Origin of the sequence: Lentzea sp. (assembly GCF_035525475.1) — a bacterium.
Lineage (GTDB): Bacteria > Actinomycetota > Actinomycetes > Mycobacteriales > Pseudonocardiaceae > Lentzea.
In genome coordinates this window covers 29,192-55,945 of record NZ_DATLEC010000199.1, presented here as the reverse complement: position 1 = coordinate 55,945, position 26,754 = coordinate 29,192, and the positions used below count along the sequence as shown (strand labels likewise).

At 70.9% G+C, this 26,754-nt stretch carries 24 protein-coding genes; 16 read left to right on the top strand and 8 right to left on the bottom strand.

The window, feature by feature from the left end; translation table 11 throughout:
• The first annotated feature begins 48 nt into the window (after window positions 1–48).
• Genes VM306_RS31210 through VM306_RS31200 form a run of 3 tightly spaced genes read left to right on the top strand, consistent with a single transcriptional unit; the run spans window position 49 to window position 2,760 of the window.
• Window positions 49–1,227: a glycosyltransferase 87 family protein gene (locus tag VM306_RS31210; RefSeq protein ID WP_325521346.1), complete on the top strand. Its 1,179-nt coding sequence runs from the start codon at window positions 49–51 to the stop codon at window positions 1,225–1,227.
• Window positions 1,228–1,240: 13 nt separating this feature from the next.
• Complete coding sequence (locus tag VM306_RS31205) at window positions 1,241–2,473, top strand: glycosyltransferase 87 family protein (protein WP_325521345.1); 1,233 nt, start codon at window positions 1,241–1,243, stop codon at window positions 2,471–2,473.
• Window positions 2,470–2,760 (top strand): Smr/MutS family protein, encoded by a 291-nt coding sequence (locus tag VM306_RS31200; protein ID WP_325521344.1) that lies wholly within the window; start codon window positions 2,470–2,472, stop codon window positions 2,758–2,760. Before VM306_RS31205 ends, VM306_RS31200 begins: the two co-directional genes overlap by 4 nt.
• Before the next feature lie 4 nt (window positions 2,761–2,764).
• Here the strand turns inward: VM306_RS31200 and VM306_RS31195 are convergent, their stop codons facing one another.
• On the bottom strand, window positions 2,765–3,349 hold the full coding sequence (locus VM306_RS31195) for an MHYT domain-containing protein (RefSeq protein ID WP_325521343.1): 585 nt from the start codon (window positions 3,347–3,349) through the stop codon (window positions 2,765–2,767).
• Between the two features lie 35 nt (window positions 3,350–3,384).
• Complete coding sequence (locus VM306_RS31190; protein ID WP_325521342.1) at window positions 3,385–4,335, bottom strand: VanZ family protein; 951 nt, start codon at window positions 4,333–4,335, stop codon at window positions 3,385–3,387.
• A gap of 415 nt (window positions 4,336–4,750) precedes the next feature.
• Between VM306_RS31190 and VM306_RS31185 the strand changes: the two genes are divergently transcribed.
• On the top strand, window positions 4,751–7,744 hold the full coding sequence (locus VM306_RS31185; RefSeq protein WP_325521341.1) for an AfsR/SARP family transcriptional regulator: 2,994 nt from the start codon (window positions 4,751–4,753) through the stop codon (window positions 7,742–7,744).
• Between the two features lies 1 nt (window position 7,745).
• On the opposite strand, the gene VM306_RS31180 is transcribed toward VM306_RS31185, so the two are convergent.
• On the bottom strand, window positions 7,746–8,198 hold the full coding sequence (locus tag VM306_RS31180; RefSeq protein ID WP_325521340.1) for a hypothetical protein: 453 nt from the start codon (window positions 8,196–8,198) through the stop codon (window positions 7,746–7,748).
• A gap of 153 nt (window positions 8,199–8,351) precedes the next feature.
• Between VM306_RS31180 and VM306_RS31175 the strand changes: the two genes are divergently transcribed.
• Entirely contained in the window at window positions 8,352–9,212 is an 861-nt protein-coding gene (locus VM306_RS31175) for a DUF4394 domain-containing protein (RefSeq protein WP_325521339.1), read from the top strand.
• Window positions 9,213–9,300: 88 nt separating this feature from the next.
• On the top strand, window positions 9,301–10,164 hold the full coding sequence (locus VM306_RS31170) for a DUF4394 domain-containing protein (RefSeq protein ID WP_325521338.1): 864 nt from the start codon (window positions 9,301–9,303) through the stop codon (window positions 10,162–10,164).
• 56 nt (window positions 10,165–10,220) lie between these two features.
• Here VM306_RS31170 and VM306_RS31165 read toward each other — a convergent pair whose 3' ends face one another.
• Window positions 10,221–11,207, bottom strand: a complete 987-nt coding sequence (locus VM306_RS31165) for a methyltransferase (RefSeq protein WP_325521337.1) — start codon at window positions 11,205–11,207, stop codon at window positions 10,221–10,223.
• An 89-nt stretch (window positions 11,208–11,296) separates the two neighbouring features.
• Here VM306_RS31165 and VM306_RS31160 point away from each other — a divergent pair, with 89 nt between their 5' ends.
• Complete coding sequence (locus VM306_RS31160) at window positions 11,297–12,133, top strand: NPCBM/NEW2 domain-containing protein (RefSeq protein ID WP_325521336.1); 837 nt, start codon at window positions 11,297–11,299, stop codon at window positions 12,131–12,133.
• Here VM306_RS31160 and VM306_RS31155 read toward each other — a convergent pair.
• Window positions 12,128–13,306, bottom strand: a complete 1,179-nt coding sequence (locus VM306_RS31155) for an FAD-dependent monooxygenase (protein ID WP_325521335.1) — start codon at window positions 13,304–13,306, stop codon at window positions 12,128–12,130. The two genes, VM306_RS31160 and VM306_RS31155, sit on opposite strands and share 6 nt — an antisense overlap.
• Window positions 13,307–13,415: 109 nt before the next feature.
• On the opposite strand from VM306_RS31155, the gene VM306_RS31150 reads away from it, so the two are divergent.
• The gene (locus tag VM306_RS31150) at window positions 13,416–13,880 is read left to right on the top strand and encodes a MarR family winged helix-turn-helix transcriptional regulator (RefSeq protein WP_325521334.1); all 465 of its coding nucleotides are present in this window, start codon (window positions 13,416–13,418) and stop codon (window positions 13,878–13,880) included.
• A 24-nt stretch (window positions 13,881–13,904) separates the two neighbouring features.
• On the opposite strand, the gene VM306_RS31145 is transcribed toward VM306_RS31150, so the two are convergent.
• Together VM306_RS31145 and VM306_RS31140 are read right to left on the bottom strand one after the other, a co-directional pair.
• The gene (locus VM306_RS31145; protein WP_325521333.1) at window positions 13,905–15,203 is read right to left on the bottom strand and encodes an MFS transporter; all 1,299 of its coding nucleotides are present in this window, start codon (window positions 15,201–15,203) and stop codon (window positions 13,905–13,907) included.
• A 75-nt stretch (window positions 15,204–15,278) separates the two neighbouring features.
• Window positions 15,279–15,923, bottom strand: a complete 645-nt coding sequence (locus VM306_RS31140; protein ID WP_325521332.1) for a TetR/AcrR family transcriptional regulator — start codon at window positions 15,921–15,923, stop codon at window positions 15,279–15,281.
• Between the two features lie 110 nt (window positions 15,924–16,033).
• Between VM306_RS31140 and VM306_RS31135 the strand changes: the two genes are divergently transcribed.
• Both VM306_RS31135 and VM306_RS31130 read left to right on the top strand, forming a co-directional pair.
• A complete protein-coding gene (locus VM306_RS31135; protein ID WP_325521331.1) occupies window positions 16,034–16,882 on the top strand; it encodes a shikimate dehydrogenase in 849 nt (282 codons plus the stop codon).
• On the top strand, window positions 16,872–18,641 hold the full coding sequence (locus VM306_RS31130; protein ID WP_325521355.1) for a bifunctional sugar phosphate isomerase/epimerase/4-hydroxyphenylpyruvate dioxygenase family protein: 1,770 nt from the start codon (window positions 16,872–16,874) through the stop codon (window positions 18,639–18,641). The genes VM306_RS31135 and VM306_RS31130 overlap by 11 nt, the downstream gene beginning before the upstream one ends.
• Before the next feature lie 4 nt (window positions 18,642–18,645).
• Here the strand turns inward: VM306_RS31130 and VM306_RS31125 are convergent, their stop codons facing one another.
• A complete protein-coding gene (locus tag VM306_RS31125; protein WP_325521330.1) occupies window positions 18,646–20,277 on the bottom strand; it encodes a thiamine pyrophosphate-binding protein in 1,632 nt (543 codons plus the stop codon).
• A 171-nt stretch (window positions 20,278–20,448) separates the two neighbouring features.
• Here VM306_RS31125 and VM306_RS31120 point away from each other — a divergent pair, with 171 nt between their 5' ends.
• The 6 genes from VM306_RS31120 to VM306_RS31095 are packed head-to-tail and all read left to right on the top strand — an operon-like array spanning window position 20,449 to window position 26,722.
• A complete protein-coding gene (locus tag VM306_RS31120; RefSeq protein WP_325521329.1) occupies window positions 20,449–22,080 on the top strand; it encodes an ABC transporter substrate-binding protein in 1,632 nt (543 codons plus the stop codon).
• Window positions 22,077–23,009 (top strand): ABC transporter permease, encoded by a 933-nt coding sequence (locus VM306_RS31115; protein WP_325521328.1) that lies wholly within the window; start codon window positions 22,077–22,079, stop codon window positions 23,007–23,009. The genes VM306_RS31120 and VM306_RS31115 overlap by 4 nt, the downstream gene beginning before the upstream one ends.
• On the top strand, window positions 23,006–23,869 hold the full coding sequence (locus tag VM306_RS31110; protein ID WP_325521327.1) for an ABC transporter permease: 864 nt from the start codon (window positions 23,006–23,008) through the stop codon (window positions 23,867–23,869). The genes VM306_RS31115 and VM306_RS31110 overlap by 4 nt, the downstream gene beginning before the upstream one ends.
• Window positions 23,856–25,514 carry an ABC transporter ATP-binding protein gene (locus tag VM306_RS31105; RefSeq protein WP_325521326.1) on the top strand — a complete coding sequence of 553 codons (1,659 nt, stop codon included), beginning with the start codon at window positions 23,856–23,858 and terminating at the stop codon, window positions 25,512–25,514. Before VM306_RS31110 ends, VM306_RS31105 begins: the two co-directional genes overlap by 14 nt.
• Window positions 25,514–26,149, top strand: coding sequence for an NAD(P)H-dependent oxidoreductase (locus VM306_RS31100; protein WP_325521325.1), 636 nt, complete (start codon window positions 25,514–25,516; stop codon window positions 26,147–26,149). Before VM306_RS31105 ends, VM306_RS31100 begins: the two co-directional genes overlap by 1 nt.
• A gap of 27 nt (window positions 26,150–26,176) precedes the next feature.
• A complete protein-coding gene (locus VM306_RS31095; RefSeq protein WP_325521324.1) occupies window positions 26,177–26,722 on the top strand; it encodes a hypothetical protein in 546 nt (181 codons plus the stop codon).
• Window positions 26,723–26,754 lie beyond the last annotated feature (32 nt).

Here is a 26,754-nt window from a genome sequence, read left to right as displayed (position 1 = left end):
GACCTGTAGGTTGGACCTCGCTGTTGCTCCTTCGTGGGGGAAGAACACGTGATTGAGGAGCGGGCGCTGAGGTTCGCGCCGCTGCTGCTGGTGCTGTCGGTCTGCGCGTACGCCTGGACGCTCGGCAACCCGGCGGACTGGCAGATGATCGACCTGAAGGTCTACTGGAGCCTCGCTCCGAACCTGCTGACGGACCAGCTCTACTCGATCACCATGCCGTTCACGGCGGACTTCCCGCTGCCCTTCACCTACCCGCCGTTCGCGGCGATGGTGTTCCTGCCGCTCTCGGCGTTGCCGTGGACGGTGGCGCGCGTCGTCTGGCTGGCCTTGTCCCTGGTCTGCCTGTGGTGGCTGGTGCGCACGGCGCTGAAGCTGGTGGCGGCCAGGCTGGAGCAGCCGTTCGACGTGACGTGGACGCGGCGGGCTCTCGTGTGGACGGCGCTGTTCCTGTGGGCCGAACCCGTCCGCAAGACCCTCGACTTCGGACAGGTCAACCTCGTCCTCGTCGCCGGGGTGTTCGCGGCGATGGTCGCGACCCGGCAGCCGGTGGCGGGACTGGGCGTGGGCGTCGGCGCCGGGCTGAAGCTGACGCCCGCGATCTCCGCGCTGTACTTCCTCGCCACCCGCAGGTTCGCCGCGGCGGCCTGGTCGGTCGCGGGCTTCGCGGTCACCGTCGCCCTCGGGTTCCTCGCGTCCGCCCCCGACTCGTGGCGCTACTGGTTCGAGCTGCTCGGCGCGGCCGACCGGGTCGGGCCGGTGGGCTCGGTGATCAACCAGTCGCTGCGCGGCGCGTTGTCCCGCTCGCTCGGCCACGACGTGGGGATGTCCTGGCCGTGGCTCCTCGCGGTGGCGGTGTCCGCCGGGCTGACGGCGCTGGCGTTGCGCGCTGCGGTACAGGCCTCGGACACGCTCGTCGCCGTGGTCGTCGTGCAGCTGTTCGGGCTGCTGATCTCGCCGATCTCCTGGAGCCACCACTGGCTGTGGGTCCTGCCGCTGGTGCTGTGGCTGGTCCACGACCGCCGCAGCCTCGTGCTCGCGTACGTGTGGGCGGTCGCGATCGGTTCGGACCTGATCACCTTCCTGATCGACCGGCAGCCGTCCATCTGGGAGATCCCGAGACCGTGGCCGCTCGCCGCGCTCGGCTGGGTCTACCCGGCGCTCGCGCTGCTCACCCTCGCGGTCGTCCCGAAGCTGCTCCGCGAGCGCACCCCGCTCCGCACGATCTAGAAGGCAGACCACGTTGCACGTCCTGGGGAAACTGGAACGGCGGCTGCTCGCCGCGGCGCCGTGGCTGCTGGTGCTCTCGGTGCTGCTGCGCACGTGGGTCCTCGTCACGGGCTTCGGCAAAGACTCGATCGACCTGCGCGTGTACTGGTCGCTGGCACCGCACGTGCTCACGGGCGACCTGTACGAGGTCGTCTCGCCGTACTCCCCGACGGACTTCCCGTTGCCGTTCACCTACCCGCCGTTCGGCGCGCTGGTGTTCCTGCCGATGACGTGGCTGTTCTGGGGCGCGGCGCAGTGGAGCTTCCGCGTGCTGTCGGTGCTGTGCCTGTACTGGCTGGTGCGCACGGCGACGCGGCTCGTCGCGGGGGAGGCGTGGACGCACGACGCGCGGCGGTGGCGGCAGCGGGCACTGCTGTGGACCGCGGTGCTGCTCTGGATGATGCCGGTGTTCCACACCTTCGAGTTCGGCCAGATCAACCTGGTGCTGGCGGCGGTCGTGCTGGCCGTGCTGGTGGCGCGCGACGACCACGTGGCCGGGATCGGCATCGGCCTGGCGTCCGGGGTGAAGCTCGTGCCCGCGATCTCGGGTCTCTACTTCCTCGCGACCAGGAGGTGGGCGGCGGCCGTGTGGTCGGTGGCCGCGTTCGCGGTGAGCGCCGGCCTCGGGTTCCTGGTGGACTTCGGCCAGGCCGAGCGGTACTGGTTCGTGCTCTTCGGCGACGCCGGCCGGGTCGGGCCGATCGCCACCGCGCACAACCAGTCGCTGCGCGGCGCCCTGTCCCGCACCGAGGGACACGACGTGGGCATGTCGTGGCCGTGGGTGGCCGCGGCGGTGCTGGCGGTGGTGATCGCGCTCTTCGCGTTGCGGTCGGCCGTGCGGGCGGGTGACGCGTTGATCGGCGTGCTGGCCGTGCAGTTCCTCGGCCTGCTCCTGTCGCCGATCTCGTGGGACCACCACTGGGTGTGGGTCGCCCCGCTGCTGATCTGGCTGGCGCACAAGCGGATCGCACGGTGGGCGCGCGTCGTGCTGCTGGCTGCGTGGTGCCCGGTGATGTTCCTGGACGTGATCGCGTTCCAGCTCCACCGGCAGCCGACGATCTGGACGGTCAGCCGCCCCGGCTGGCTGACGGTGCTCGGGTGGACCTACCCGGCGTTCGCGCTGCTGACGCTGGTGGTGGTCGCGGTGGCGCTGCACACGCCGGTCCCGCGGCGCTCCCGCGAGGCGCAGCCGGCTCGGGCAGGATGAACGGCCGTGACCGACCAGAGGGCGAGGGCGTCGTGCCGGACAAGCTGACCGTCGACCTGCACCCGGTCTTCCGCAACGACCAGGACATCGACCAGGCGGTGCGCGCCGCGCTGTTCCGCGCGGCGGGGCAGAAGGTGCCTCTGCTCGAGATCATCACCGGCAAGGGGTCCGGCAAGCTCCGCGGCCGTGTGCTCGCGATGCTGAAGCAGCCGCACGTCAAGAAGCTCTACCGCCGCGTGGAACTGGCTCCCGGCAACGACGGCATGGTGCTGGTGCACCTGCGGTAGCGCCTCAGCGGTGGTCGGCCCGCCGCATGACGCGGTCGAGCAGCTCGGCTTCCTCGCGCTGCTCGTCGTCGGAGGTCGTGAGGGCGAGCAGGAAGATGATGATGACGCTGAACCCGGCGCCGCCGATGATCAGCGACGTGATCAGGTCCTCGGAGTTGTCGACGACGATCGGCGCGCCCTGGCCGAGCGTGATGCTCATGGCCTGCATGCCGGTGTAGTGCATCGCGGCGACACCGATGCCGGTGACGAGACCGCCCGCGAGGAGCGGCCACCAGCGGTCGTGGGCGTCGTTGTCCAGGCGCAGGACGAGGAACAGCCCGATGCCCACGACGGCGATGGCGACGATCATGCTCAGCAACGTGATGGGGATGTCGTAGCCGACCGTCGCGCCCATCCACGTGCCGAGCATCGCGGTGAAGTGCATGCCCCAGATGCCGAGCCCGCCGATCGACACGGCGGCGACCGCCAGCCACCACTCGCGCGACCCGTCGATCGCGTTCCGTGCGCGCTCACTGGACAGGAGACCGAGAGCGGAGCCGAGACACGCCACCACGTAAGCGGCGATCGGCGAGGCCGTCCCCATTTCCATCCCCGTGTCCACACGCGGATGGGAACATTCTTCACCTATGTGCGCAAGGCCTGTTCGGACAGTCGTGACCTGTCGTCGGTGAGCAGCACGGCGCGCGTCCCCGCCGCACGCTCGTGCCAACCCCTTTGGTCACGGCGGAAAACCGGGATGACGAACGTCCACAGTGTGACGGCCGCGATGACCACGAAGTCCACGAGCACCATGTCGATCAGCGGTGATATGACCGTCGCATAGGTCATCAGTCCGGTGACACCGAGAAGTTCCTTCAGCAGCAACCGCGCCGGGTTCGCGGTCGAGCCGTCCTCGGCGCGGATCCGGTAGCCCACCAGCCATCCACCGATCGTTGTACCGCCCGTCACGGCGGGCAGCACAACGCGCGACACCGCGAGCACGCCGAGTGCCCAGCGCGGATCCGGCGGCAGCACCAGCTTCGCGATCACGAGCACCACCATCGCGTCGCCGACGAGGGCGAGCAGCCGGCGCGGGACCGTCACCGTGCCGAAGGGGGCCGCCGAGTCGGTGGAGTCCGGCAGCCTCGGCACCATGAGCGCGACGGGAGCGACCATCCACCCGAACAGCGCGCCGGCGGTGTTGGAGATCAGGTCGTCCACGTCGGCGATCCGGTACGGGCAGGGGTAGTAGCCGAAGTTGCCGGTGTACTGGACGACCTCCACGGCCAGCGAGATCCCCAGCCCGATGGCCACGACGGCGAGGGGACCCTTGCCGTAGGCCTTGCGCAGCACCACTCCCAGCGGGACGAACAACGCGACGTTGAACATCTGCTGGAGGAACGCCGACGACGTCACCATCGCCCCGACGCCCGAACGCCCGTACGCCGCCATGTTGTTGCGCATGTCCGTGACCCACTGGAACGGGACGGTGGACAGCATCCGGTCGCCCTGGCACAGGGACGAGACGTCCGAGGGGAACGGCAGGAAGATCAACGCCATGGCGACGAGCCCGTAGGCCAGCAGACCGTACAGCACGGCCGCCCGCCGCGGCTCCACCCTTCCGAAACGCCAATAATGCAACAACAACAGGGGAACGAGCACCAAAAGCCCGATTCCCACGAACGCCAAGAACCCCGTCCGGGCGGTTTCCCAGTACGACGCCACCATGATTCACCGCTCCGAGCTCGTGTCCGCGCGACTGGAGGGATTTGTGCCCAACCCCTCTCGATCCCAAACCACAACTTGCGAAGATCGGCCGGACGGTACTGCGCGCGTCATCCACTTCGAGCAGCGGGGGAGAGCGTGGTCATTTCGCGGCCCAGCGGCCCAGCGGCCCGGCGGACGAAGGCCGCGGTCTCCGAAGGCACGACAGCGGTTCGTCCGATCAGACCGTTTGGGAGTGTGCGAACAGTCCTTGTGAGGCCGCTGCCGCTGAATTAGGTTCGAACCAGTGGCGACCAGCTCTGTGCGGATCCAGGTGCTGGGCTCGACGCGGGCGTGGCACGACGGCGCGGAGCTGGAGCTCGGCCCACCCGGCAGGCGGGCCGTGCTGGGGTTGCTCGTGCTCGCCGAAGGAGAGTCGGTGTCCGCCGCCGACCTCGTGGACGCGCTGTGGGGTGAACGGCCTCCGCGCAGCGCGATGAACGTGTTGCAGACCCACGTCAAGCACCTGCGCCGGTTGCTGGAACCCGGCCGCACCTCGCGGTCCAGCAGCGAGGTCCTGCCCTACGCCGGCGGTGGCTACGCGGTGAACGCGGACGCCGTGGACATCGACCTGATGGCGTTCCACCGCCTCGTGGCCGAGGCGAACCGCCTCGACGACGGCAGGGACGCCGTCGCGGCACGGCTCGGCAAGGCGCTGGAGCTGTGGCACGGCAGGCCGCTCGCCGACATGCCCGCGCTCGCCACGCACCCGAAGGTCGTGGCGCTCGTCGCGAAGCACCGGGAGGTGCTGGCCCGGTACTCGGACGCGATGATCGGGATCGGGGCCGCGGCCGACGTGCTGCCCGACATCGCGGAGGCCGCCGCGGACCAGCCGCTGGACGAGGCCTCGCAGGCTCGCCTGATCCGCGCCTACCACGCCGTCGGCCGCCGGTCGAAGGCGTTCCAGACCTTCCACGAGGTGCGGGACCGGCTCGTGGAGGAGCTCGGCGTCGACCCCGGTCCCGAGCTGCGCGCGGCCCACGCCGACCTGTTGCACGACAACGATGACGGCCTGACCGGCGGGCAGTCGCGGCCGGCCCTGCGCGTGCCGAGGCAGCTGCCGGCACGGCCTCCCGGGTTCACCGGCAGGAACGCGCAGCTGTCCGCCCTGGACGGACTCACGCCGGCGGGCGGGGTGACGCTGACGATCACCGCGATCTCCGGCACGGCGGGTGTCGGCAAGACGGCGCTGGCCGTGCACTGGGCGCACCGCGTGCGCGACCGGTTCCCCGACGGACAGCTCTACGCGAACCTGCGCGGGCACTCCCAGGGCGGCGCCGCGCCGCCGATCGAGGTGCTGGCCCAGTTCCTGTCCGCGCTGGAGGTGCCGGCCGAACGCGTTCCCGTCGATCTCGAGACGGCGGCGGCGATGTACCGCACGCTCACGACGGACCGCAGGATGCTGGTGCTGCTGGACAACGCGGCCGGGCCCGACCAGGTGCGGCCGCTGCTGCCCGCCGGTCCCGCGTGCGTCGTCGTGACCGGCCGCGACCGGATGACCGGCCTGGTGGCGCTGCACGGCGCCCGTCAGGTCACGCTCGACGTGCTCAGTCCCGAGGACGCGCTGGAACTGCTCGCGTACGTCCTGGGAGCCCGACGGGTCCGAGCCGAACCGGTGGCGGCGGCCGAGCTGGCCAAGCTGTGCGCGCACCTGCCGCTCGCGTTGCGGATCGCGGCCGCCAACCTCGCCGACCACCCGCACCGCAGGATCGACGACCACGTCGCCGACCTGAGGGACAGCAACCTGCTGACCGCCCTGGCCGTGCAGGGTGACGAGAACACGGCGGTGCGGACCGCGTTCGACCTCTCCTACGCGGCACTCCCCGGCCAGGCGCGGAGGGTGTTCCGCCTCTTGAGCCTCGTCCCGGGGACGGACGCCGGGACCGAGGCCGTCGCGGCACTGGCCGGCACGGACCCCGGAACGGCGGCGCGGTTGCTGGACCGGCTCGCCGCGGCGCACCTCGTCGAACCGCACGCGCCCGGCCGTCATGCCTTCCACGACCTGCTCCGGCGCTACGCCGCCGAACGGGCGGAGCGCGAGGAGACCGAGCAGGACAGGACCGCGGCGCTGCACCGGTTGTACGACTGGTACCTGGGCGCGGTGGACTGCGCCGCCCGGCAGCTCTACCCGCACATGCTGCGGCTGCCCGTTCCCGCCCTCACGGCCAGGACGCCGTCCGGTGTCACGGGTGCGGGGGAGGCGTCGGCGTGGCTCGACGCGGAGGTCGGCAACCTCGTCGCCGCGGTCAGGAACGGCCCGCGGCCCACGGCGGGCCTGCTCGCCGACTCCCTGCGCGGCTACTTCTGGATGTCCACGCGCCAGGTCGAGTGGCTCGCCGTCGCGGAGGCGGCCCTGCCCCTGGCCCAGACCCCTCGTGAACGCGCGGCCGCCCGGCTGAGCCTCGCCGACCTGCACTACCGCCAGGGCAGGTACGGCGAGGCGGTCCGGCACTACACCTACGCGCAGCTGGCCGCGCGGCAGGCGGGCTGGGTCGAGGCGCAGGCCGCCGTGCTGGGCAACCTCGGCGGCCTCTACTGGCAGTCCGGACGTCTGCGCGCCGCCGCCGTCCGGTTCCGGCGCTGCCTCGCGCTCAGCCGCGCCGTCCACCAGCCCGCCGGCGAGGCCGTCGCGCTCGGCAACCTCGGCCTGGTGCACTGGGAGATGGGCGACCTGGCGGAGGCGGCCGAGCACTACGCCCGCGCGTTGCGGCGGTACCGGGAGATCGGGTCCCACTACGGCGAGGCGCTCAACCTCGGCAACCTCGGGCAGACCCAGCGCGCACGGGGACTGCCAGAGGAAGCGGCCGACGTGCTGACGCGCGCCATCTCCCTGCACCACGAGGCCGGCAACCGCAGCGGCGAGGCGTTGGCGCGCAGCAGGCTGGCCGCGGCGTTCCTCGACCTCGGCCGCGACGAGGAGGCGCTCGGCCACGCGCGTGCCGGTCTCGCCCTGGCCCAGGAGACCGGCGACCCGCGCACCGAGGTGGAGGCCCTCGCCGCGCTCGCCGCCGTGGACCTCGGGCTCGGCCGCCGGGCTGAGGCCGTCCGCCGGTACCGCCAGGCCCTCGCCCTCGTGCGCAGCACCGGCGACCGGTACCCGGAGATCGAGGTCCTGATCGGCCTGGCGACGGTCACCGGCGACGCGGCCCTGGCGAGGCAAGCGCTTACCTCCGCCGGGCGCGCGGGCTACCGCGCTCTGGAACGGCAAGCGGCGGCCGCCCTGTCCGCTCTGGAACGGTGAGTCACTCCACGCGCACATCACCGATCCCCTTCTCGACGATCCTGCTCCTCCCGTCGGGCAGGACCTCGATGGTTCCCCACGGGTTCACGCTGCCGTCGGTGCCGTCGCCCTTCTTGCACGAGAACTCGCCCATGTTGAACGCGCGCCAGGCCTCGCTGCCGTTGCCCAGCGGCCATTCGGCCTCTTCCGCACTGGTGAACGAGGTGCACACGCTGCCGTCCGTGGTGTTCGTGAGGTGCGGGGTGATGCCGGTGATCTTCCCGGCCTCGACGCACCACGTCACGTGGTAGGTGTAGGACCACCTGCCAGGGCCGGCGAGCTCCACGACCACGGACTTGTGCTCCGGCGTCGGGCAAGCGGCCTGCTCCACCGCTGCCGCCGCGGGTGTCGCCAGAGCGGCGGCGACCACCACCGCGCATCCCAGTGCTGCCGTCGTTTTGTTGTTGAACCACATGGTGTTTCCCCCTTGGACTGCTGTCCCGTCACTGTGCTGCCGGACGAAGTCATCCGCAAGATGCCGCCGCAGCAATCCAACCGACGTCCAATCGACGTCCAGTCACCCGGAATAGCTTGTGCCACAACGTTTCTCACAGGGGAGAGTGAACCGATGAAAGCGCGACTCAAGAGAGGTGTCGCAGCGGCGGCGGTGGCGGTGCTGGCCGTCGTGGTCGGCGGGGGTAGGAGCAGCACGGCCCAGCCGTCCGGCTTGCGGGCGTTCGGCATCTCGGCGGACGGCACGCTGATGGTGACGTTCACCACCGACCGGCCGCAGGTGCTCGACTGGGTGCGGCAGATCCAGGGCTTCTCGGGTGACACGGCGGCGGTGGGCGTGGACTTCCGCGTCCAGGACGGCCTGATGTACCTGGTGGGGGACAAGGGCGGCATCTACAAGGTGAAGCTGCCCACCCCTCCCGCCGTGGACCCCGTGATCACGAAGGTCTCGCAGCTGACGTACCCGCTGTCCGGCTCGAACTTCGGGGTGGACTTCAACCCCGCGGCCGACCGGCTCCGCGTGGTCAGCGACACCGGCCAGAACCTGCGCCACGACCTCAACACCCACAGAACGACCAACGACACGATGTTGACGACGCCGCCGGCGCAGGTGGCGACGCAGGGCGTCTCGGCGGCCGCGTACACGAACAACGACCTGAACCCCGACACCGCGACCACCCTGTTCGACATCGGCACGCTCACCGGCCAGGTGCTGATCCAGTCGCCGGCGAACAACGGCACGCTGGCACCGACCGGCGGCCTGACGGTCGACGCCGCCGCGAACGCGGGCTTCGACATCTTCTCCACCCTGAGCAACGGCAAGGCGGTCTCCGCCGCGGGCTTCGCCACCCTCGCCGGACCGGACGGCGGCGCGTCGCTGTACACCGTCAACCTGCTCAACGGCACGGCGACCAGCGTCGGCAGGTTCCCGATCCCGATCACCGACCTGGCCATCTCCCTGACCGGCACGTACTGACCGTCTGGCCACGACCGTCCAGTCGACGTCCAGTCCCGCCGAATAGCTTGTGCCACAACGTTTTCCTACCGGGGAGAAGTGGGGAACCATGAGGGCACGGGTGAAGAGGGGCGTCGCTGCGGCGGCCGTGGCGGTGTCGGTGCTGGCCGCTGTGGTCAGCGGGGGCGGGAGCAGCGCGGCCCAGCCGTCGGGCCTGCGGGCGTTCGGGATCACCTCGGACGGCACGCTGATGGCGACGTTCACGACGGACCGGCCGACGACCCTGGACTGGGTGCGGCAGATCCAGGGCTTCTCGGGTGACGCGACCGCGATCGGCCTGGACTTCCGGGTCCAGGACGGACTGATGTACCTGGTGGGCGACAGGGGCGGCATCTACACGGTCAAGCTGCCGCCCACGCCCACCGCGGACCCCGTCGTCACGAAGGTCTCGCAGCTGTCCGTCCCGTTGAACGGCACGAACTTCGGCATCGACTTCAACCCCGCGGTGGACCGCCTGCGCGTCGTCAGCGACACCGGCCAGAACCTGCGGCACAACCTCGGCGACCACACCACGACGGAGGACGCGATCCTGTCCACCCCGCCGGCGCTGGGCCCGACCAGGGGCGTGACGGCGGCCGCGTACACCAACAACGACCTGAACCCCGACACCGCGACCACGTTGTTCGACATCGGCACGGCCACCGACGAGGTGCTCCTCCAGTCGCCGGCCAACAACGGTCTGCTCAGCGCCACCGGCAAGCTCGCCGTCGACGCCGCCGCCAACGCGGGCTTCGACATCTACAGCACGCTCAGCGGTGGGAAAGCGGTGTCCGCCACCGGCTTCGCCACCATCACGACCCCGGCTGCCGGCGCTTCGCTGTACAGCGTCAACCTGCTGAACGGCACGGTGACGAGCGTCGGCAGGTTCCCGCTGGCCATCTCCGATCTGGCGATCTCGCTGACCGGCAGCTGACCGCGGGAACCAGGAGGGCCACCCGGCCGCCGCCGGGTGGCCCTCCTCCGTGCTCTCTACGGCGTGAACTCCAGCGCCATGCGCCCTTCCGACACGGCCACCGCACCCTGGAACGTCAACCCGCACGACGCCGCCAGCGCCGCCAGTTCGTCCACTGTCCGCTCACGTCCGTTGAAGCACATCAGCATGAACAGGTCGATGCCCGTGCCGGCCCCGTATCCGCGCACGGCCTCCACGACCACCAAGGTGCTGTGCGGCGCGCATGCGTCGCGCACCTGCGTGAGGATCTTCGCGCAGGCCTCGTCGTCCCAGTCGTGCAGGATGTCCGACAGCAGGTAGGCGTCCGCCCCGGCCGGCAGCGGGTCGAAGAAGCTCCCCGCCACCGCGGAGGCCCTGTCGGAGACGCCGAGCGCGGCGAACCGGGCGGTGGCCGCGGCGGCGGTGGGCGGGAGGTCCACGACCTGACCGCGCACCGACGGGTGCGCCGCCAGGATCTCCAGCAGCAGCGGGCCGTCGCCCCCGCCCAGGTCGACGATCGTCGGGAAGCGGCTCCAGTCGAAGTTCGCCGCGATCTGCGGCGCGTGCGTGCGGTACCGCCAGTTCATCTGGGCGTCGAACGAGCTCCGCAGCTTCGGCGAGTCGCCGAGGTCCTCCCAGAACTCCCGGCCGTAGCGGATCGGGTAGGCGGGGGCGCCCGTCGTGACGGTGTCGAGCAGGTCGGCGAACGCGAGCTCGGCCCGGCCGCCGGCGCAGGTGATGTCCAGCAACGGCTTGACGCCCTCGGGGGAGTCGGGGTGCATCTGCGCGCCCAGGGCGGTCGGGCGGTAGCGGCCCTGGTGTTCCTCGAAGACCTCGACCGCGACCAGGTGGTCGAGGAGGCGGTGCAGCGGGCCGGCCGCGGCGCCGGTGCGCGCGGCGAGTTCGGCGGCGGTCGCTCCCCCGGCGCCCGCGTGCTCGACCAGGCCCAGTGTCGCGGCCACGCGGACCGCCATGGGGGTGGCGAGATCGGCCAGTGCCATCAAGGTGCGGTGTGGCGTGCTCATCCCGAGATGGTGCCAGTTGAGACAAAGCGTGTTGACCTTGTGAACAACGGGGGGTTTCTTTGGGCCCGTAAATCAGAAATTCTGTGCCGATGGGGAATGTGACGCGGATCAAGCCGGTCATGACGTCCGGACGGAGCGGCGGCTCGGGGAGCGGACCGGCGAAGTGGATCTTCGCGGCGCTGGGCGGGATCGCCGTCGCGGCCGCCGCCGTCGCGTTGGCCGACATGGGCGTCGGCCCGGTGCTCGTCATCGCCGCCATCGTGCTGGGAGTGGCGGGTGTCGCCGCCCAGTTCGCGCCGCAGCAGTCGCTCAAGATCGCCGGAGTCGCCTCCCTGGTCGTCGCACTCGTCGGGTCGGCGGGGCTGCTCGCCGGTGTCCTGAAGTACGAGGACGCGGACCTGGCGAGCAGCCCGACGCTCGACGCGCTCGCACCGGCCACGACCACGCCGGTCGCCGCGGTGACGAGCGGGCCGGTGCGGTCCGGCGAGGGGTGGTACGACCTCGCGCTCCACGAGCCGGTCGACTCCGGCGAGGGGCAGGAGCTCATCGCGTCGATCGCCATCGGTGTGGGCAAGGACCCGTTCCCGAACAGCATCCGCGGCTCCCAGATCTCGACGGCGGCTCAGCCCAGGAACTTCAGCACCTGGGCCGTCGCCGGCAAGTGCACCCGGTTGTCGGTGTGGGTGGGCAAGGACGCGGCGTCGTCGCAGCCGGAGGGCACGGGGCAGTTCGTCGTCAAGGCGGACGACCTGGAGATCATCTCCCGGCAGGCGGGCGTGGGCGACGCCCCGCAGCACGTCGAGGTCGACATCTCGACCATCGCGAGGCTGACGCTGCTCGACGTCCGCGCGAACCGCGACGCCGACAACGCCTGGGGCACGCCGCGGGCGTTCTGCACCGCGCCTCCCGGCAAGTTCCGGTCATGAGCTGACGTCGAACTCCGGCAGCGTCATCGCCGAGTGCTCGGGACGACCGGCCTCCGCGGGCATCGTCGTGCGCTCGCGCAGGGCGGCGTTGCGCGCGGCCAGTGCCTCGGCGGTGCTGGGGAACATCTCCGCGTTGCCCTCCCGCACGAGGCCCTGGTTCGCCTCGACGAACGGCCGCGTCTGGCGTTCATAGGCCTCGAAGGCCGCGGTGTGGTTCTCCGCTGTGGCCAGGTGGCCCGCCAGCACGTACGCGCCGACGAGCGCGATGCTCGATCCCTGCCCGGTGAGGAAGGACGGGGCGTACGCGGAGTCGCCGACCAGGGCGACGCGGCCGGCCGACCAGCGCGGCAGGTGGATCTGGCTGACGGTGTCGAAGAACAGGTCGTCGGCCTCCCGCATCGCCTTGATCATGCGCGGCACCTCCCAGCCGTCGTGCGCGAACACCGACTCCACCAGGTCACGCTGGGCCTCGGGGTCGCGGAACGCGCCGAACGGCGCCTCGGCGCGGGCGAAGCTCAGGAACCCGTGCACGCTCTCGCCTTCACCCACCGCGTACATCACGGCGGATCGGCCGGGTTCGTTCCACATCAGGGCCTCGTACGCGAGACCGAGGTGGTTGGGCATCGTGAAGCCCGCGAAGCAGTAGCCGAGGTAGTGGTGGAACCGCTCCTCCGGCCCGAACGTCAGCGCGCGCACCGCCGAGTGCAGGCCGTCGGCGCCGATGACGTGGTCGTAGGTGCGCTTGAGTCCACTGTGGAACGTCACGTCCACGCCGCCGGCGTGGTCGTCCAGGGCGACGATGCTGTTGTCGAACAGGAACTCGACGTCGTCGCGCACGGTGTCGTGGAGGATCTCGGCGAGGTCGCCGCGGCGGACCTCCAGGTCGTGGCCGCCGCTCCTCGTGAGCGTCTCCGGGCTCATCGACGTGACCAGGCCTCCGTCCCCGTCGAGGAACGTGATCCGCTGGCTGTTCACGTGAGCCTCCCGAAGCCGGGGGAGGAGTCCCATGCGGTCGATGACGCCGAGCGCGGTGCCGCGGATGTCGATGGGGTAGCCGCCGCCGCGCAGGGCGTGCGACTTCTCGACGACGGTGACGTCGACACCGCGGCGCCGCAACCAGAACGCGAGCGCGGGCCCGGCGATGCTGGCGCCGGAGATGAGAACGCTGGTCATGATGCCTCCAGATAACTAACTTAGGTATCCTTTTTCATCGCGCGCTGATCGGTACGGTTGCGCGTGACTGAGACAAGCATATACCTAAGTTAGGTAAGTAAGGTGTGAGATGAGCGACGGCCTGGATCTTGCGGTGGTGCTGCCGCAGTTGATGCGACTGGGCACCGTGCTCAACCGCAGCCAGCTGGTGGAGCGGGCGATGGGGCAGGTCGGCCTCCCGCTGGACCGACCCGGCCTGACGGTGCTCATCACGCTGCGCATGGCAGGGCAGCCGCTGCGGGTGGGGGAGATCGCCGCGCGGATGCAGGTCGTCGGCCCGCACGTCACGCGGCTCCTGCACGACTTGGAGCGCGCGGATTTGGTCCGGCGCGTGGTCGACCCGAACGACCAGCGGGCGCGGCTCGTGGAACTGACGGACGCCGGTGCGGGGGCGGCCGGCCGGTACCTGGAGTCGATCCTCGGCTGGTTCACCGGCGCGGTCGAGGACTGGTCGGAGGAGGACCGCAACACCTTCGGCCGCCTGCTCGGCCGGTTCGTGAACGACCTCCAGGCGCGGGTCGCGGACCTCGACTGAGGGCCGCGACCCGCGCCTGCCGTCTCAGGCCTGGACGGGAACCGCCGACTCCCGCGGCAGGCGCCCGAGCTCCGCCGTCGGACGCCGGAACGTCTCGCGGCCCGTCGCGATCGCGGCCGCGCTCAGCGCGCACACCGCGGCCGTGAAGATCGCGACACCGACCCAGTCCTCGCGCCCGGAGCCGATCGCCGCCACGACGCTCGGGGCGAGACCCGCGATCGCGAACCCGAACTGCGTGCCGATCGCCATGCCGGACAGCCTGACCTCCGTGCTGAACATCTCGCCGTACAGCGACGGCCAGATGCCGTTGATCGCGGAGTAGGCCACGCCGAACAGCAGGATGCCGAACGCGAACACCAGCCCGAGCGAGCCGGTGGAGATCGACCACAGGTAGGGGAAGATCAGGACCGCGCACGCGCCGCAGCCGGCGAGGAACACCGGTTTGCGGCCGATCCGGTCGGAAAGCCCTGCCAGCAAAGGGATCGCGGCCAGCGCGACGACGTTGGCGAGGACGCCGACCCACAGCATGGGCGTGCGCGCCAGGCCGATCGTGTTCACCGCGTAGCTCAGCGCGTAGACGGTGAAGATCGTGCTGACCGAGGCGATCGTGGCCGCGAGGACGACCCGCAGCACGTCCACCCAGTGGGTGCGGAACAGCGTGGCGGCGGGCAGCTTCGCCACCCTGGTGCTCCGGAACGCGGCGGTCTCGTCGATCTTGCTCCGGATGACGAGCCCGACGACCACGACGACGGCGCTGCACCAGAACGGCACGCGCCAGCCCCACGTCAGCAGGTCTTCCTGAGGAAGTGCGGCCACCGGCAGGAAGATCGCCGTGGCCAGGATCTGCCCTGCCTGCGTGCCGCTCAGCGTGAAGCTCGTGAAGTACGCACGGCGGTGCTCCGGCGCGTGTTCCAGTGACATCGAGTTCGCGCCCGCCTGCTCGCCCGACGCGGACAGCCCCTGCAACAGGCGGAGGACGACGAGCAGGATCGGCGCCAGCACGCCGGCCGTGTCATAGGTCGGCAGGCAACCGACGGCGAAGGTCGCCACGCCCATCAGCAGAAGCGTGAACACGAGGACCTTCTTGCGCCCGAAGCGGTCGCCGACATGTCCCAGCACGAACGCGCCGAGCGGCCGGGCGAGGTAGCCGACGCCGAACGTGGCGAGTGCGAGCAGGGTTCCCGTCGCCGGCGCGGCCGCGGGGAAGAAGACCTTGTTGAAGATCAGTGCGGCGGCTGTGCCGTAGATGAAGAAGTCGTAGTACTCGAGGGCGCTGCCGATCCAGGCTGCCAGCGCAGTCTTGCGGGCCATCGATGTGGTCACGGCGTACTCCGATGTACGATCTAGTTAGTTAACACAAGGTGGGATACGCCACCCCCGTGTGTCAAGAGTCAGGTTTCAGCTGGTCAGGTAGTCGATCAGCATGTCACCGAGCATGTGTCGGTAGTGGGCGCGCCGGTCCGGGTCCAGCATGTCGCGGCCGAAGATCGCGGCGAACGTGTGCCGGTTCGCGAGCCGGAAGACGCAGAACGAGCTGATCACCATGTGCACGTCGAGCGCGTCGACGTCGTCGCGGAACCGCCCGGCCGCGCGCCCTCGTTCGAGGATCTGCGTCAGCCCGTCGAGTGCCGGGTTCGCGAGTCCCGCCAGCACCTCCGACCGCGCGATGTGCTCCGCGCGGTGGATGTTCTCGATGCTGACGAGCCGGATGAAGTCGGGGTGCGCCTCGTGGTGGTCGAAGGTCAGCTCGGCGAGCCGGCGGAGGGCGTCCTCGGGGTCGAGGTGCTCGACGTCGAGCTGGGCCTCGAGCGCCCTGATCGCCAGGTAGGCCTTCTCCAGCACGGCGATGTAGAGCTGTTCCTTGCCGCCGAAGTAGTAGTAGATCATCCGCTTGGTCGTGCTGGTCCGCTCGGCGATCTCGTCGACCCGCGCGCCCGTGTAGCCCTTGTCCGCGAACTCCCGCGTGGCAACGTCCAGGATGTCGGCGCGGGTGCGGTCCTTGTCCCGCAGGCGCTCGGCATCGGACGACGACGGTGCGGCCACCGGGCCCCCTTCGATCTGCGGACGACCTGCCAACTCTAGTGCAGCACTTCCTGCCCGCAGGCTGGTGCGCTACCGTGAACTCACTAGTTCGTACATTGCTGGGAGGCTGGGTGACCCACTACCTGATCGGGCTGATCGGCTCCGGCATCGGCCCGTCCCTGAGCCCGGCCCTGCACGAACGCGAGGCCGCCGAGCTCGGGCTGCGCTACACCTACCGCCTCCTCGACCTCGACGTGCTCGACCAGTCAGTGGGCGAGGTGCTCGCCGCGGCCGGGGCCGAGGGGTTCCACGGTCTCAACATCACCCATCCGGGCAAGCAGGCCGTTCTGCCGCACCTCGACGACCTGGTCCCGGAAGCCGCGGCGTTGGGCGCGGTCAACACCGTGGTGTTCGACGGCGGCCGTGCGATCGGCCACAACACCGACGCGACGGGCTTCGCCCGCAGCCTGAGCCGGGGTCTCCCGGACGCGCGCATGAACTCCGTCGTCCTGCTGGGCGCGGGTGGCGCAGGTGCCGCCGTCGGCCACGCACTCCTGTCACTGGGTACGGGACGCCTGGGCGTCCACGACGTGGACCAGTCCCGCGGCGAGCAACTGGTGGCGTCGTTGCGCAGCAGGTTCGGGGCCGGCCGGGCCGTCACGTGCACTCCCGACGCCGTCCGTGCCGCCGACGGCCTGGTGCACGCCACCCCCACGGGCATGGCCGCGCATCCCGGCCTCCCGATCGACGAGTCGTTGCTGCGCGAGGAACTCTGGGTGGCCGACATCGTCTACCGGCCCCTGGAGACCGCACTCCTGGCCGCGGCGCGCGCACGGGGATGCCGCGTGTTGCACGGCGGCGGCATGGTCGTCCTCCAGGCAGCCGAGTCGCTGCGGCTGTTCACCGGCGTGGAACCCGACGCCGACCGCATGCTCGCCCACTTCGAGGAGCTGGAGGGTGAGCCCGCCCATGCGTCCTGACCCGCGCACCGCCATCGCCACCGTGTGCCTGTCCGGCACGCTGGACGACAAGCTGGCCGCGGCCGCCGAGGCGGGCTTCGACGGCGTCGAGCTGTTCGAGAACGACCTGGTCGCCTCCCGCCGCAGCCCGTCGGAGATCCGCCGGCGCTGCGCGGACCTCGGCCTGACCGTCGACCTGTACCAGCCGTTCCGCGACTTCGAGGCGGTCCCGCCGGACGTCCTCGCCGCCAACCTCCACCGCGCCGAGCGCAAGTTCGACGTCATGGCCGACCTCGGCGCGGACACCGTGCTGGTGTGCTCCTCGGTCTCGCCGGACGCGATCGACGACGACGACCTGGCGGCCGAGCAGCTGAACCTGCTGGCGGCACGCGCCGCCGAACGAGGCCTCCGCATCGCCTACGAGGCACTGGCCTGGGGCAGGTACGTCGACGGCTACGAGCACGCCTGGCGGATCGTCCGCCGTGCCGCCCACCCGGCACTCGGGGTCTGCCTGGACAGCTTCCACATCCTGTCCAAAGGGGACGATCCACGAGCCATTCGGACCATTCCGGGCGACAAGATCTTCTTCCTGCAGCTCGCCGACGCCCCGACGCTGCCCATGGACGTCCTCCAGTGGAGCCGCCACCACCGCCTCTTCCCGGGGCAGGGCGACTTCGACCTGACGACGTTCACCCGCGACGTCCTCGGCACGGGCTACAGCGGCCCGCTCTCGCTCGAGGTCTTCAACGACGTCTTCCGCCAGTCCGACCCGCACCGGACCGCGGTGGACGCGATGCGCTCACTGGTCTGGCTGAAGGACTCCCTGGGCCTGCTGGACGTCCCCGCCGCGCCCGTCCCGAGCGGCTACGCCTTCGCCGAGCTGGTGGGGGAGTCGGACCTCGCCGCGCTGGGCTTCACCAGGACGGGCGTGCACCGCTCGAAGCCGGTGGAGCTGTGGACGCAGGGCGAGGCCCGCGTGCTGGTCAACTCGGCCGGCGAGCCCGGCGCCGTGGGGGCACTGGGCATCTCCGTCCCGGACCCGGCGGCCGCGGCGTCACGCGCGAAGGCACTCCTGGCGCCACCGCTGGCACGCACCCCCGGCCCCGGCGAGGCCCTCCTGACCGCGATCGCCGCGCCCGACGGCACGCAACTCCTCCTGTGCGCCAACGACGACTGGCTGACCGACTTCGTGCCGGACGCCGAACCGGCCGCCGGCGCGGGCATCACCGGCATCGACCACGTGGCCCTGACCCAGCCCTTCGACAACTTCGACGAGGCCACCCTCTTCTACCGCGCCGTGCTGGGCCTGACCCCAGGCGCCACCACCGAGTTCGCGGCCCCGTTCGGCCTGGTGCGAGGCCGGGGCGTGAGCGGCACCGGCATCCGCCTCACCCTCGACTGCGCCCTGGTCCGCCGTGGCGGCTGGGCCCCGGCCGTGCGGGAACCGCAACACATCGCCTTCAGCTGCACCGACGCGATCGCCACCGCCTCCGCCCTCCGGCGGTCGGGCGCGCACCTCGTGGACATCCCGGGCAACTACTACGACGACCTCGCGGCCCGCACCGCCCTGCCTGCCGGCCGCCTCGACGCCCTGCGCGAGCACTCCGTGCTGTACGACCGCGACGACCACGGCGAGTACCTGCACTTCTACACCGAGCTGGCCGGCGCCAGGGTGTTCTTCGAGGTGGTGCAACGGATCGGCGGGTACCGCGGTTTCGGCGTGGGCAACGCTCCCGTGCGCATGGCCGCCCACCACGAGGCGCGGCGGCGCGGCCGGTGATGCCTCAGCTGTGAGCGGTGATCGGCACGTCCACCAGGAGCGGTTTCGGGTTCGTCAGCGACTCGGCCACCAGGGTGGTGAGCTCGCCGAGCGAACCGGGGCGGACGGCGTCGATGCCGAAGAACGACGCCGCCCTGGTGAAGTCGAGCGCGGGCGGCCCCAGTGAGAAGCCGGGGTAGCCGGCCCGCCGGGACGCGCGTGCGTCCCACCTGTCCAGGGTTTCCTTGAGGGTCCGGTACTCGCCGTTGTTCATCACGACGAACGTCACGGGCACCTCGTAGTGGGCCGCAGACCAGAGGCCTTGCAGGCCGAACATCGTGCAGCCGTCGCCCAGCACCGCCACGACGGGGCGGTGGGGGTCGGCCAGGCGGGTGCCCACCGCGGCGCCGATGCCCGAGCCCAGGCCGCCGCCGACGGTGTGCACCAGGGAACCGGGCAGGTCGAGGCTCAGCACCGAGCGGAGCAGGACGCCCGAGGTGATGGCCTCCTCCACGACCACGGTGTCCTCCGTGAAGCCCGCGGCGATGGCGTGCACCGCCGCCAGCGGGTCGAACGGCGGCGGGCCGTACCGGGTCAACGCCGTGGCGTGGGTCTCGGCGCGGCGCACCCGGTGGTCGGTGGTGATCCGCGGCTTCGTAGGGAGGCGGTCGGTCAGCGCGTCCATTGTGGACTGGAAGCCGCCGACGAGGCCTGCCGCGACGGGGAAGTTGCGGCCGATCTCCGCCGCGTCCGTGTCGAGCTGCACCACGCGCACCGAGTGCGGCACCGCCGGTCCCGGGGTGTAGTGGTGGGCCATGAAAGCGTGACAGCCCACGATGAGCACCACGTCGTGCTGCTCCAAGCGGGCGTGGATGGCCTGGTTCGTGGGTTCCAGGGCTCCTGCGTAGGCAGGGTGTGACGCGGGGAAGTTCACGCCGTCGTGCATCGGCTGGTGGTAGACCGTCGCGCCGAGCCGTTCGGCCAGCGCCACCAGGGCCGGCACCGCGCGGGCCCTGCCCACGCCGTCACCGGCGACGATCGCCGGGCGTTCGGCGGAGGCGAGCACCTCGACGGCTCCGGTGAGGTCGGGTGCGCCCAGGGCGGCGACGACCGATTTCGCCGGTGTGGCAACAGGAGTGTCCTCCTGGAGCAGGTCCATCGGGATCGAGAGGAAGACCGGGCCCGCCGGGGGCTGCACGGCCAGCGCGAAGGCGCGGCGCAGCATGACCGGGAGGTCGTGGGCGTGCTGCACGTCGAACGTGTGCTTGACGGCCGCGCGGGCGAGGCCGACGAGGTCGCCGGACAGCATCGGGTCGCTCGCCAGGTGCCTGCGGTCCTGCTGGCCCGCGGTCACCACGAGCGGGGTTCGCGACCGGGAGGCGTTCAGCAGCCCGACCATGCCGTTGGCCAGTCCCGCCGCGATGTGCAGCGACACGAAGGCCGGTCGTCCGGTCGCACGGGCGTAGCCGTCGGCCATCGCGACCACCGAGCCCTCGTGCACCCCCAGCACGAACTCGATGTCGTCGGCGCCGGCCAGCGCGTCGACGAACGGCAGCTCCGAGGTGCCGGGGTTGCCGAACACCTTGCGCACGCCCTCGTCGCGCAGGACGTGCAGCACCGCGTCCACCGGGGGCAGCATCAGCGTCGCGTCCTCCATGTCCCGCACGCTACGCGCGCGAACCCCTGACCGGCCAAAGTGGACTGGTTTTAGGGGGTCGTTTCTGGGGTCCCCGGACGGCGGGCGGCGACCTACGCTTGCCGTCGCCAGGTGCCGCCTCGTGGCGCATTACCGGCTATTTCCGGAAGAACCTCTGAGGAGCGGCCGGACATGAAGTCCCCCTTACCAGTGCGTTCGCGGCTGTTCGTCGCGGGCCTGATGCTCGCCGCCGCGGCGCTGAACGGGTGTGCCGCCCCCGGCGGGTCCGCCCGTGCCGACGGCGTGCTCACCTTCTCGACAGGGCAGCAGCCCGACTGCCTCGACCCGCAGGTGAGCCCCGCCGGGATCACCGCGCTGATCAACCGCAACATCTTCGACTCCCTGGTCGAGATGACGCCGGACGGCCGGTTCGAGCCGTGGCTGGCGCGCAGCTGGACGATCGCGCCCGACGGCCTGAGCTACACCTTCCAGCTGCGCGACGACGTGAAGTTCCACGACGGCACGCCGGTGAACGCCGCGGCGGTGAAGGCCACCCTCGACCACGCCGTCGACCCGAAGACGAAGTCGTTCTCCGCCAAGAACCTCATCAGCGGGTACGCCTCGGCCGAGGTGACCGGCGACGACGTGGTGACCATCAGGCTGAGCAAGCCCAACAGCGCGTTCATGCAGGCGCTGAGCACCGCCAACCTCGGCATCCAGTCGCCCAGGTCGATCAGCGAGAACTTCGCGAACCTCTGCTGGGCGCCGGTCGGGTCCGGCCCGTTCTCCTTCGTGCGCTGGGCGCGCAACGAGCGGATCTCCCTGACCAGGAACCCCGCCTACGCCTGGGGCCCGCCGTCGGCGCGGCGCACGGGAGCAGCCTCGCTCACCGGACTCGACTTCGTGTTCATGTCCGAGGCCAAGGTCAGGTTCGGCGCGCTGACGAGCGGCCAGGTCGACGTCAGCGAGTCCCTCGAGCCCGCCAACGCCAAGTCGCTCAAGGCCGACGGCGCGTGGCAGTACTTCCACAACGTCGAGCCCGGCATGGTCCACTACCTGCTCTTCAACAGCACCAAGGGGAAGCTGGCCGACGAACGGGTGCGCACCGCCCTGATGCGCTCGGCCGACCTGGACGCGCTGGTGCGCACCGCCACGTTCGGCCAGCTCGACCGCGCGTGGAGCCCGCTCTCGCCGAGCACGATCCACTACGACCTGTCCACCGTCGGCTCCTGGCAGGTCGACCGCGCACTGGCCGCGCGCCTGCTCGACGAGGCCGGCTGGACCGGGCGGGACGAGGACGGCTACCGCACCAAGAACGGCGAACGCCTCACGATCAGCTGGCCGTACAACAACAACACGGCCACGCATCTGGTCGAGACGCTGGCGCAGGGGATCCAGGCCGAGGCCAAGAAGGCGGGCATCGAGATCGTCCGCCAGGGCCGCGACATCGGCACGTGGACCAACGACCTGCTCAACGGCAACATGGACATGTTCAACTCCAGCTACAGCCGCAACGAGCCGGACGTGCTGAGGTTCTTCTTCGCCACCGGCTCCACCGCGGCCAGCGGCGGCGCGAACCTGTTCAAGATCAACCACCCGGAGCTCGACGCCTGGCTGGTCCACGCCAACGCCGTCATCGACGAGAAGGCGCGCGCGGACGACTACGCCAAGGCGCAGAGGTACCTCATCGAGCACTCCCTGGTGATGCCGATCTACGTCCCGGCGAAGCTGATCGGCGCGTCCCCCGACGTGCACGGGCTCCGCTTCGACGTCTCCGGTTATCCGCTGTTCTACGGCGTCTCGCTGTCAGGAGCCCGTTCATGACCACCGCACGGCGCCTGCTGGGCAGGCTCGTCCTGGCCCTGCTGGTCGTCCTCGGCGCGGCCACCGTCGCGTTCGCCGCGATCCACCTGACCCCCGGTGACCCGGTCCGCGCGATCCTCGGCACGTCCGGCCCGTCGCAGCAGCTGATCGACCAGGTGCGCGCCGAGCTGAACCTGGACAAGCCATTGATCGTCCAATATGGACTGTACATGCGCAACGTGCTCACCGGTGACTTCGGTGAGTCCTACCAGCTGCAGCAGCCGGTGATCCGGCTCATCGGCGAGCAGATCGGTGCGTCGGTCCAGCTGGCGCTGAGCGCGCTCGGCCTGGCGCTGCTGGTGTCGGTCGTCCTGGCCGTGGCCACGGCCGGTCGCCGCCCCGCGCTGCGCCGGATCTCCGGCGTCGTCGAGCTGCTCACCATCTCCACCCCGAACTTCTGGGTCGCCGTGCTGCTGCTGACGGTCTTCTCGTTCCGGCTGCACTGGTTCCCGGTGATCGCCGGGCACGGCATCTCCGGGTTGGTGCTGCCCGCGGTCGCGCTGGCGCTGGGCATGGTCGGCATGTTCACCCAGGTGCTGCGGGAGGGCATGGAACGCGCGCTGGGCGAACCGTTCGTGCTCAGCTCCCGCGCTCGCGGCTCCAGCGAGACCACGGTCCGCGTCCGGCACGCGCTCCGGCACGCCATCGTGCCGCTGGTGACGTTGTCCGGGTGGACCGTCGGCGCGTTGCTCAGCGGCGCCGTCGTGATCGAGATGGTGTTCAACCGGCCGGGCATCGGCCGCACCCTCGCGACCGCCATCGCCAACAAGGACCTGCCGGTGGTCAGCGGCGTGGTCGTGATCGCGGCCGTCGTCTTCACGGTCGTCAACTTCCTGGTCGACGTGCTGTACCGGGTGATGGACCCACGAGTGGGGAGGTTCTCCCGATGACCGGACTGCTCACCGTCCCCTCGCGGGTCACCGGCGCGACCAGGAAGCTGCACGTCGGCCTGTCGCTGGCGTGGCTCTTCATCGGCCTGCTGGTGCTCTCCGCGCTGGTACCGGACCTGCTCACCGCACAACCGCCGGACGCGGTCGACCCCGCCATCGCGCTGTCGCCGCCGAGCTGGGACCACGTCTTCGGCACCGACGAGCTCGGCAGGGACGTCTACAGCCGGATCGTGCACGGCGCCCGGTTCTCCCTGGGCATCGGCATCGGGTCGACGGCGATCGCGCTGACGCTCGGCGTCCTGCTCGGTGTCGTCTCGGCGACCGCGGGCCGGCTCGCCGACAGCGTGATCACCTGGTTCACCAACGTCTTCCTCGCGTTCCCCGGTCTGCTGCTGGCGCTGCTCGTCGTCGCGATCCTCGGCCCCGGCACGCTGAACGTGATCATCGCGATCGGCCTGTCGTCCGTGCCCGGCTTCACCCGCCTCACCCGCGGTCAGGCGATGATCGTGCGCGAGTCCGGCTACGTCCGCGCCGCGATCACGCTGGGACAGCGCAAACCCGCGATCTACCTGCGGCACCTGCTGCCCAACGCGCTGCCGCCGCTGCTGCTGTTCGCCACGCTCTACCTCGGCGCCGCGATCGTCGCCGGGTCCGCGCTGAGCTTCCTCGGCCTCGGCCCGCAGGCGCCCACCCCGGAGTGGGGCTCGATGCTCGCGGACGGCCAGGACTTCCTGGACGTCGTGTGGCACATCACGGTCATCCCGGGTCTGGTCGTGACGCTGGCCGTCATCTCGTTCACCGTGGCGGGCCGGGACCTGCGCCGCCGTTTCGAAGGGAGGCTGCCGGATGCCGTCCGCTGACCAGCCGGTCGTGTCGGTCCGCGACCTGACCGTCGGCTTCCACACCGCGCGTGGCCAGGTCCACGCCGTGCAGGGAGTCAGCTTCGACCTCCACCCCGGGCGGTGCCTCGCCATCGTCGGCGAGTCCGGCTCCGGCAAGAGCGTCACCGCGCGCACCCTCGTCGGCCTCACCGGGTCCAACGCCGGCGTCGAGGCCACGACGCTGACCCTAGACGGGCAGGACCTGACCCGGCTGTCCGACCGGCAGTGGCGGTCGGTGCGCGGTCGCCGCATCGGGTTCGTCCTGCAGGACGCGCTCACGTCGCTGGATCCGGTGCGCACCATCGGCGCCGAGATCGGCGAGACGCTGCGCAACCACCACCTGGCGACCCGCGCGACGATGCCGGGCCAGGTCGTCGAGCTGCTGGAGAAGGCCTCGGTGCCGGACGCGGAACGACGCGCGAAGCAGTACGCGCACCAGCTCTCCGGTGGGCTGCGGCAACGGGCGTTGATCGCCTCGGCGGTCGCGGCCAGGCCGGACGTGCTGATCGCCGACGAGCCGACGACCGCGCTCGACGTGGTGGTGCAGGCCCAGATCCTGGAGCTGCTCGGCACGAAGAAGGCGGAGGGCACGGCGCTGTTGCTGATCAGCCACGACCTCGCGGTCGTGGCGAGGCTGGCCGACGAGATCGCGGTGATGCGCGACGGCCGGATCGTCGAACGCGGCACCGCCGAGGCCGTGCTGCGCTCGCCGAGCCACGAGTACACGAAGAAGTTGCTGGCCGCGGTGCCGTCCGCGCACCCCAGGGGAACTCGGCTGGCCGGTCCCCGCATCGGTGAGCCAGCCAAGTCCACAAAGGACCCCAGGTCGGGCTCCGTGGTCGAGGTGGCCGCCGTGTCCAAGAGCTTCGCCGGCCCGGACGGCGTGCGCCGCACCCAGGTGCGGGACGTGTCGTTCACGCTGGAGGCAGGCCGGATCCTCGGCCTGGTCGGCGAGTCCGGTTCCGGCAAGACCACCGTCGCGAACATGGTGCTCGGGCTGCTGGAACCGGACGCCGGCTCGGTGCGCGTGCTGGACCGGCCGTGGTCGGGGCAGCGCGAGTCCCGGCGCAGGCCGTACCGCCGGCACATCCAGCTCGTGCACCAGGACCCGCTCGACGCCTTCGACCCCCGCTACACCGTCGAACGGATCGTCGGCGAGGCGCTCGCCGCTGTCGGGAAGGCGCGGGACCGCAGGGCGCGGGTGACGCGGTGGCTGCACCGCGTCGGCCTGGACGAGCAGCTGCTGGACCGCAGGCCGCGCCAGCTCTCCGGCGGGCAGCTGCAACGGCTCGCCATCGCCAGGGCGCTGGCGGCGGAGCCGGACGTGCTGGTGTGCGACGAGCCGGTGTCGTCCCTGGACGTCTCCGTGCAGGCGCAGATCCTGGACCTGCTCGCCGACCTGCGCGACGACCTCGGGCTGTCGCTGCTGTTCATCTCGCACGACCTCGGCGTCGTCCGGCACCTCTGCGACGACGTGCTGGTGATGTCCGACGGCGAGGTCGTCGAGGCGGGACCGGTCGAGGACGTGCTGCGCGAACCCGCCCACGAGTACACGAAGTCGCTCGTGGCGGCGATTCCGCGGATCGAGGACGCCTTCCCCCAGGAGAGCACGGTGACCACCTGATGGCACGCATTCTCGCGATCTCCGGATCGCTGCGCGCGGGCTCGTTCAACACCCAGCTGCTGCGCGCGCTGCCCGCGCTCGCGCCGGAGGGCATGGAGTTCGAGTTCTTCGACGGGATGGCCGACATCCCGCTGTACAACCAGGACCTCGACGTCGACCCGCCGCCGCCCGCGGTCGCGAGGCTGCGTGATGCCATCCGCGCCGCGGACGGCATCGTCCTGGCCACGCCGGAGTACCTGCACGCGTTGCCCGGCGTGGTGAAGAACGCCCTCGACTGGGCGTCGCGCCCGCCGACCGACCCGGCGCTGACCGGCAAGGGCGTCGTGGTGCTGGTGGCCACCATCGGGCGCACGTTCGGGTTCCGCGGCCTGGCCGACGCGTCCCAGGTGTTCGCCCACCTCCGCAACGTCGTCGTGCCCGCACCCGAGGTCGTGGTCAACACGGCCCACGAGGTGCTGGTGACCGACGAGGACGGCACGGTCCGGATCACCGATCCGATGGCCGTGGCGTTGATCCAGGTCCAGCTGCACATGCTGGCCGACCTGATCGCTTCCGGTGCGGCGTCGTCGGTCTCCGACGCCCTCGACCGCCACACCGGCAAGCTGCTTTCCCTGTTCAACGCCAAGACCGGATGACGGAAACCACAAAGGGGGAAACGAGAAGTGCGAAGCACGCGAACATCGTTGGCAGGTCTGGCAGGGCTCCTCGCGGCCGGATCGATGGTGCTGTCGGCCACGTCCGCCGTCGCAGCCGAGGAGACCTCGAACACGCTGAGGATCACCTACACCTGCACCGAACCGCCGTGGCCGGGGTCGGCGTCGTCGTCCTACGACGTCACCGTCACCGCGCCGCTCACGGCGAGGCGGGGCCAGCAGTTCGCCCTCACGGCGAGCCTGCGCAGCGTCTCGCCGGCACCGGGGGACGTGCCGGCCAACGCCCTGCAGGGCTACGCGAACCTGCTGGTGGGCGGTTCCGGCAGCGGCACGACCACCGCCAAGGGCCTGACCAACGCCACGGACGTGAAGAAGGGCGACATCGTGCTGCTCTCCGGCGGCAAGGCGCTCTACACGCCCACCAAGCTCGGCGTGCACACGTTCACGCCGGACAAGTTCCAGCTGACGACGCACCAGGACACCACCATCGTGTGCGTGCCCGACAAGAGCGGTGTGATCGTCGCGGTGCCCGTCTCGGAGCCCATCAAGGGGTGAGACCCTCGCACCAGGAGAGCCCCGCCGCGATG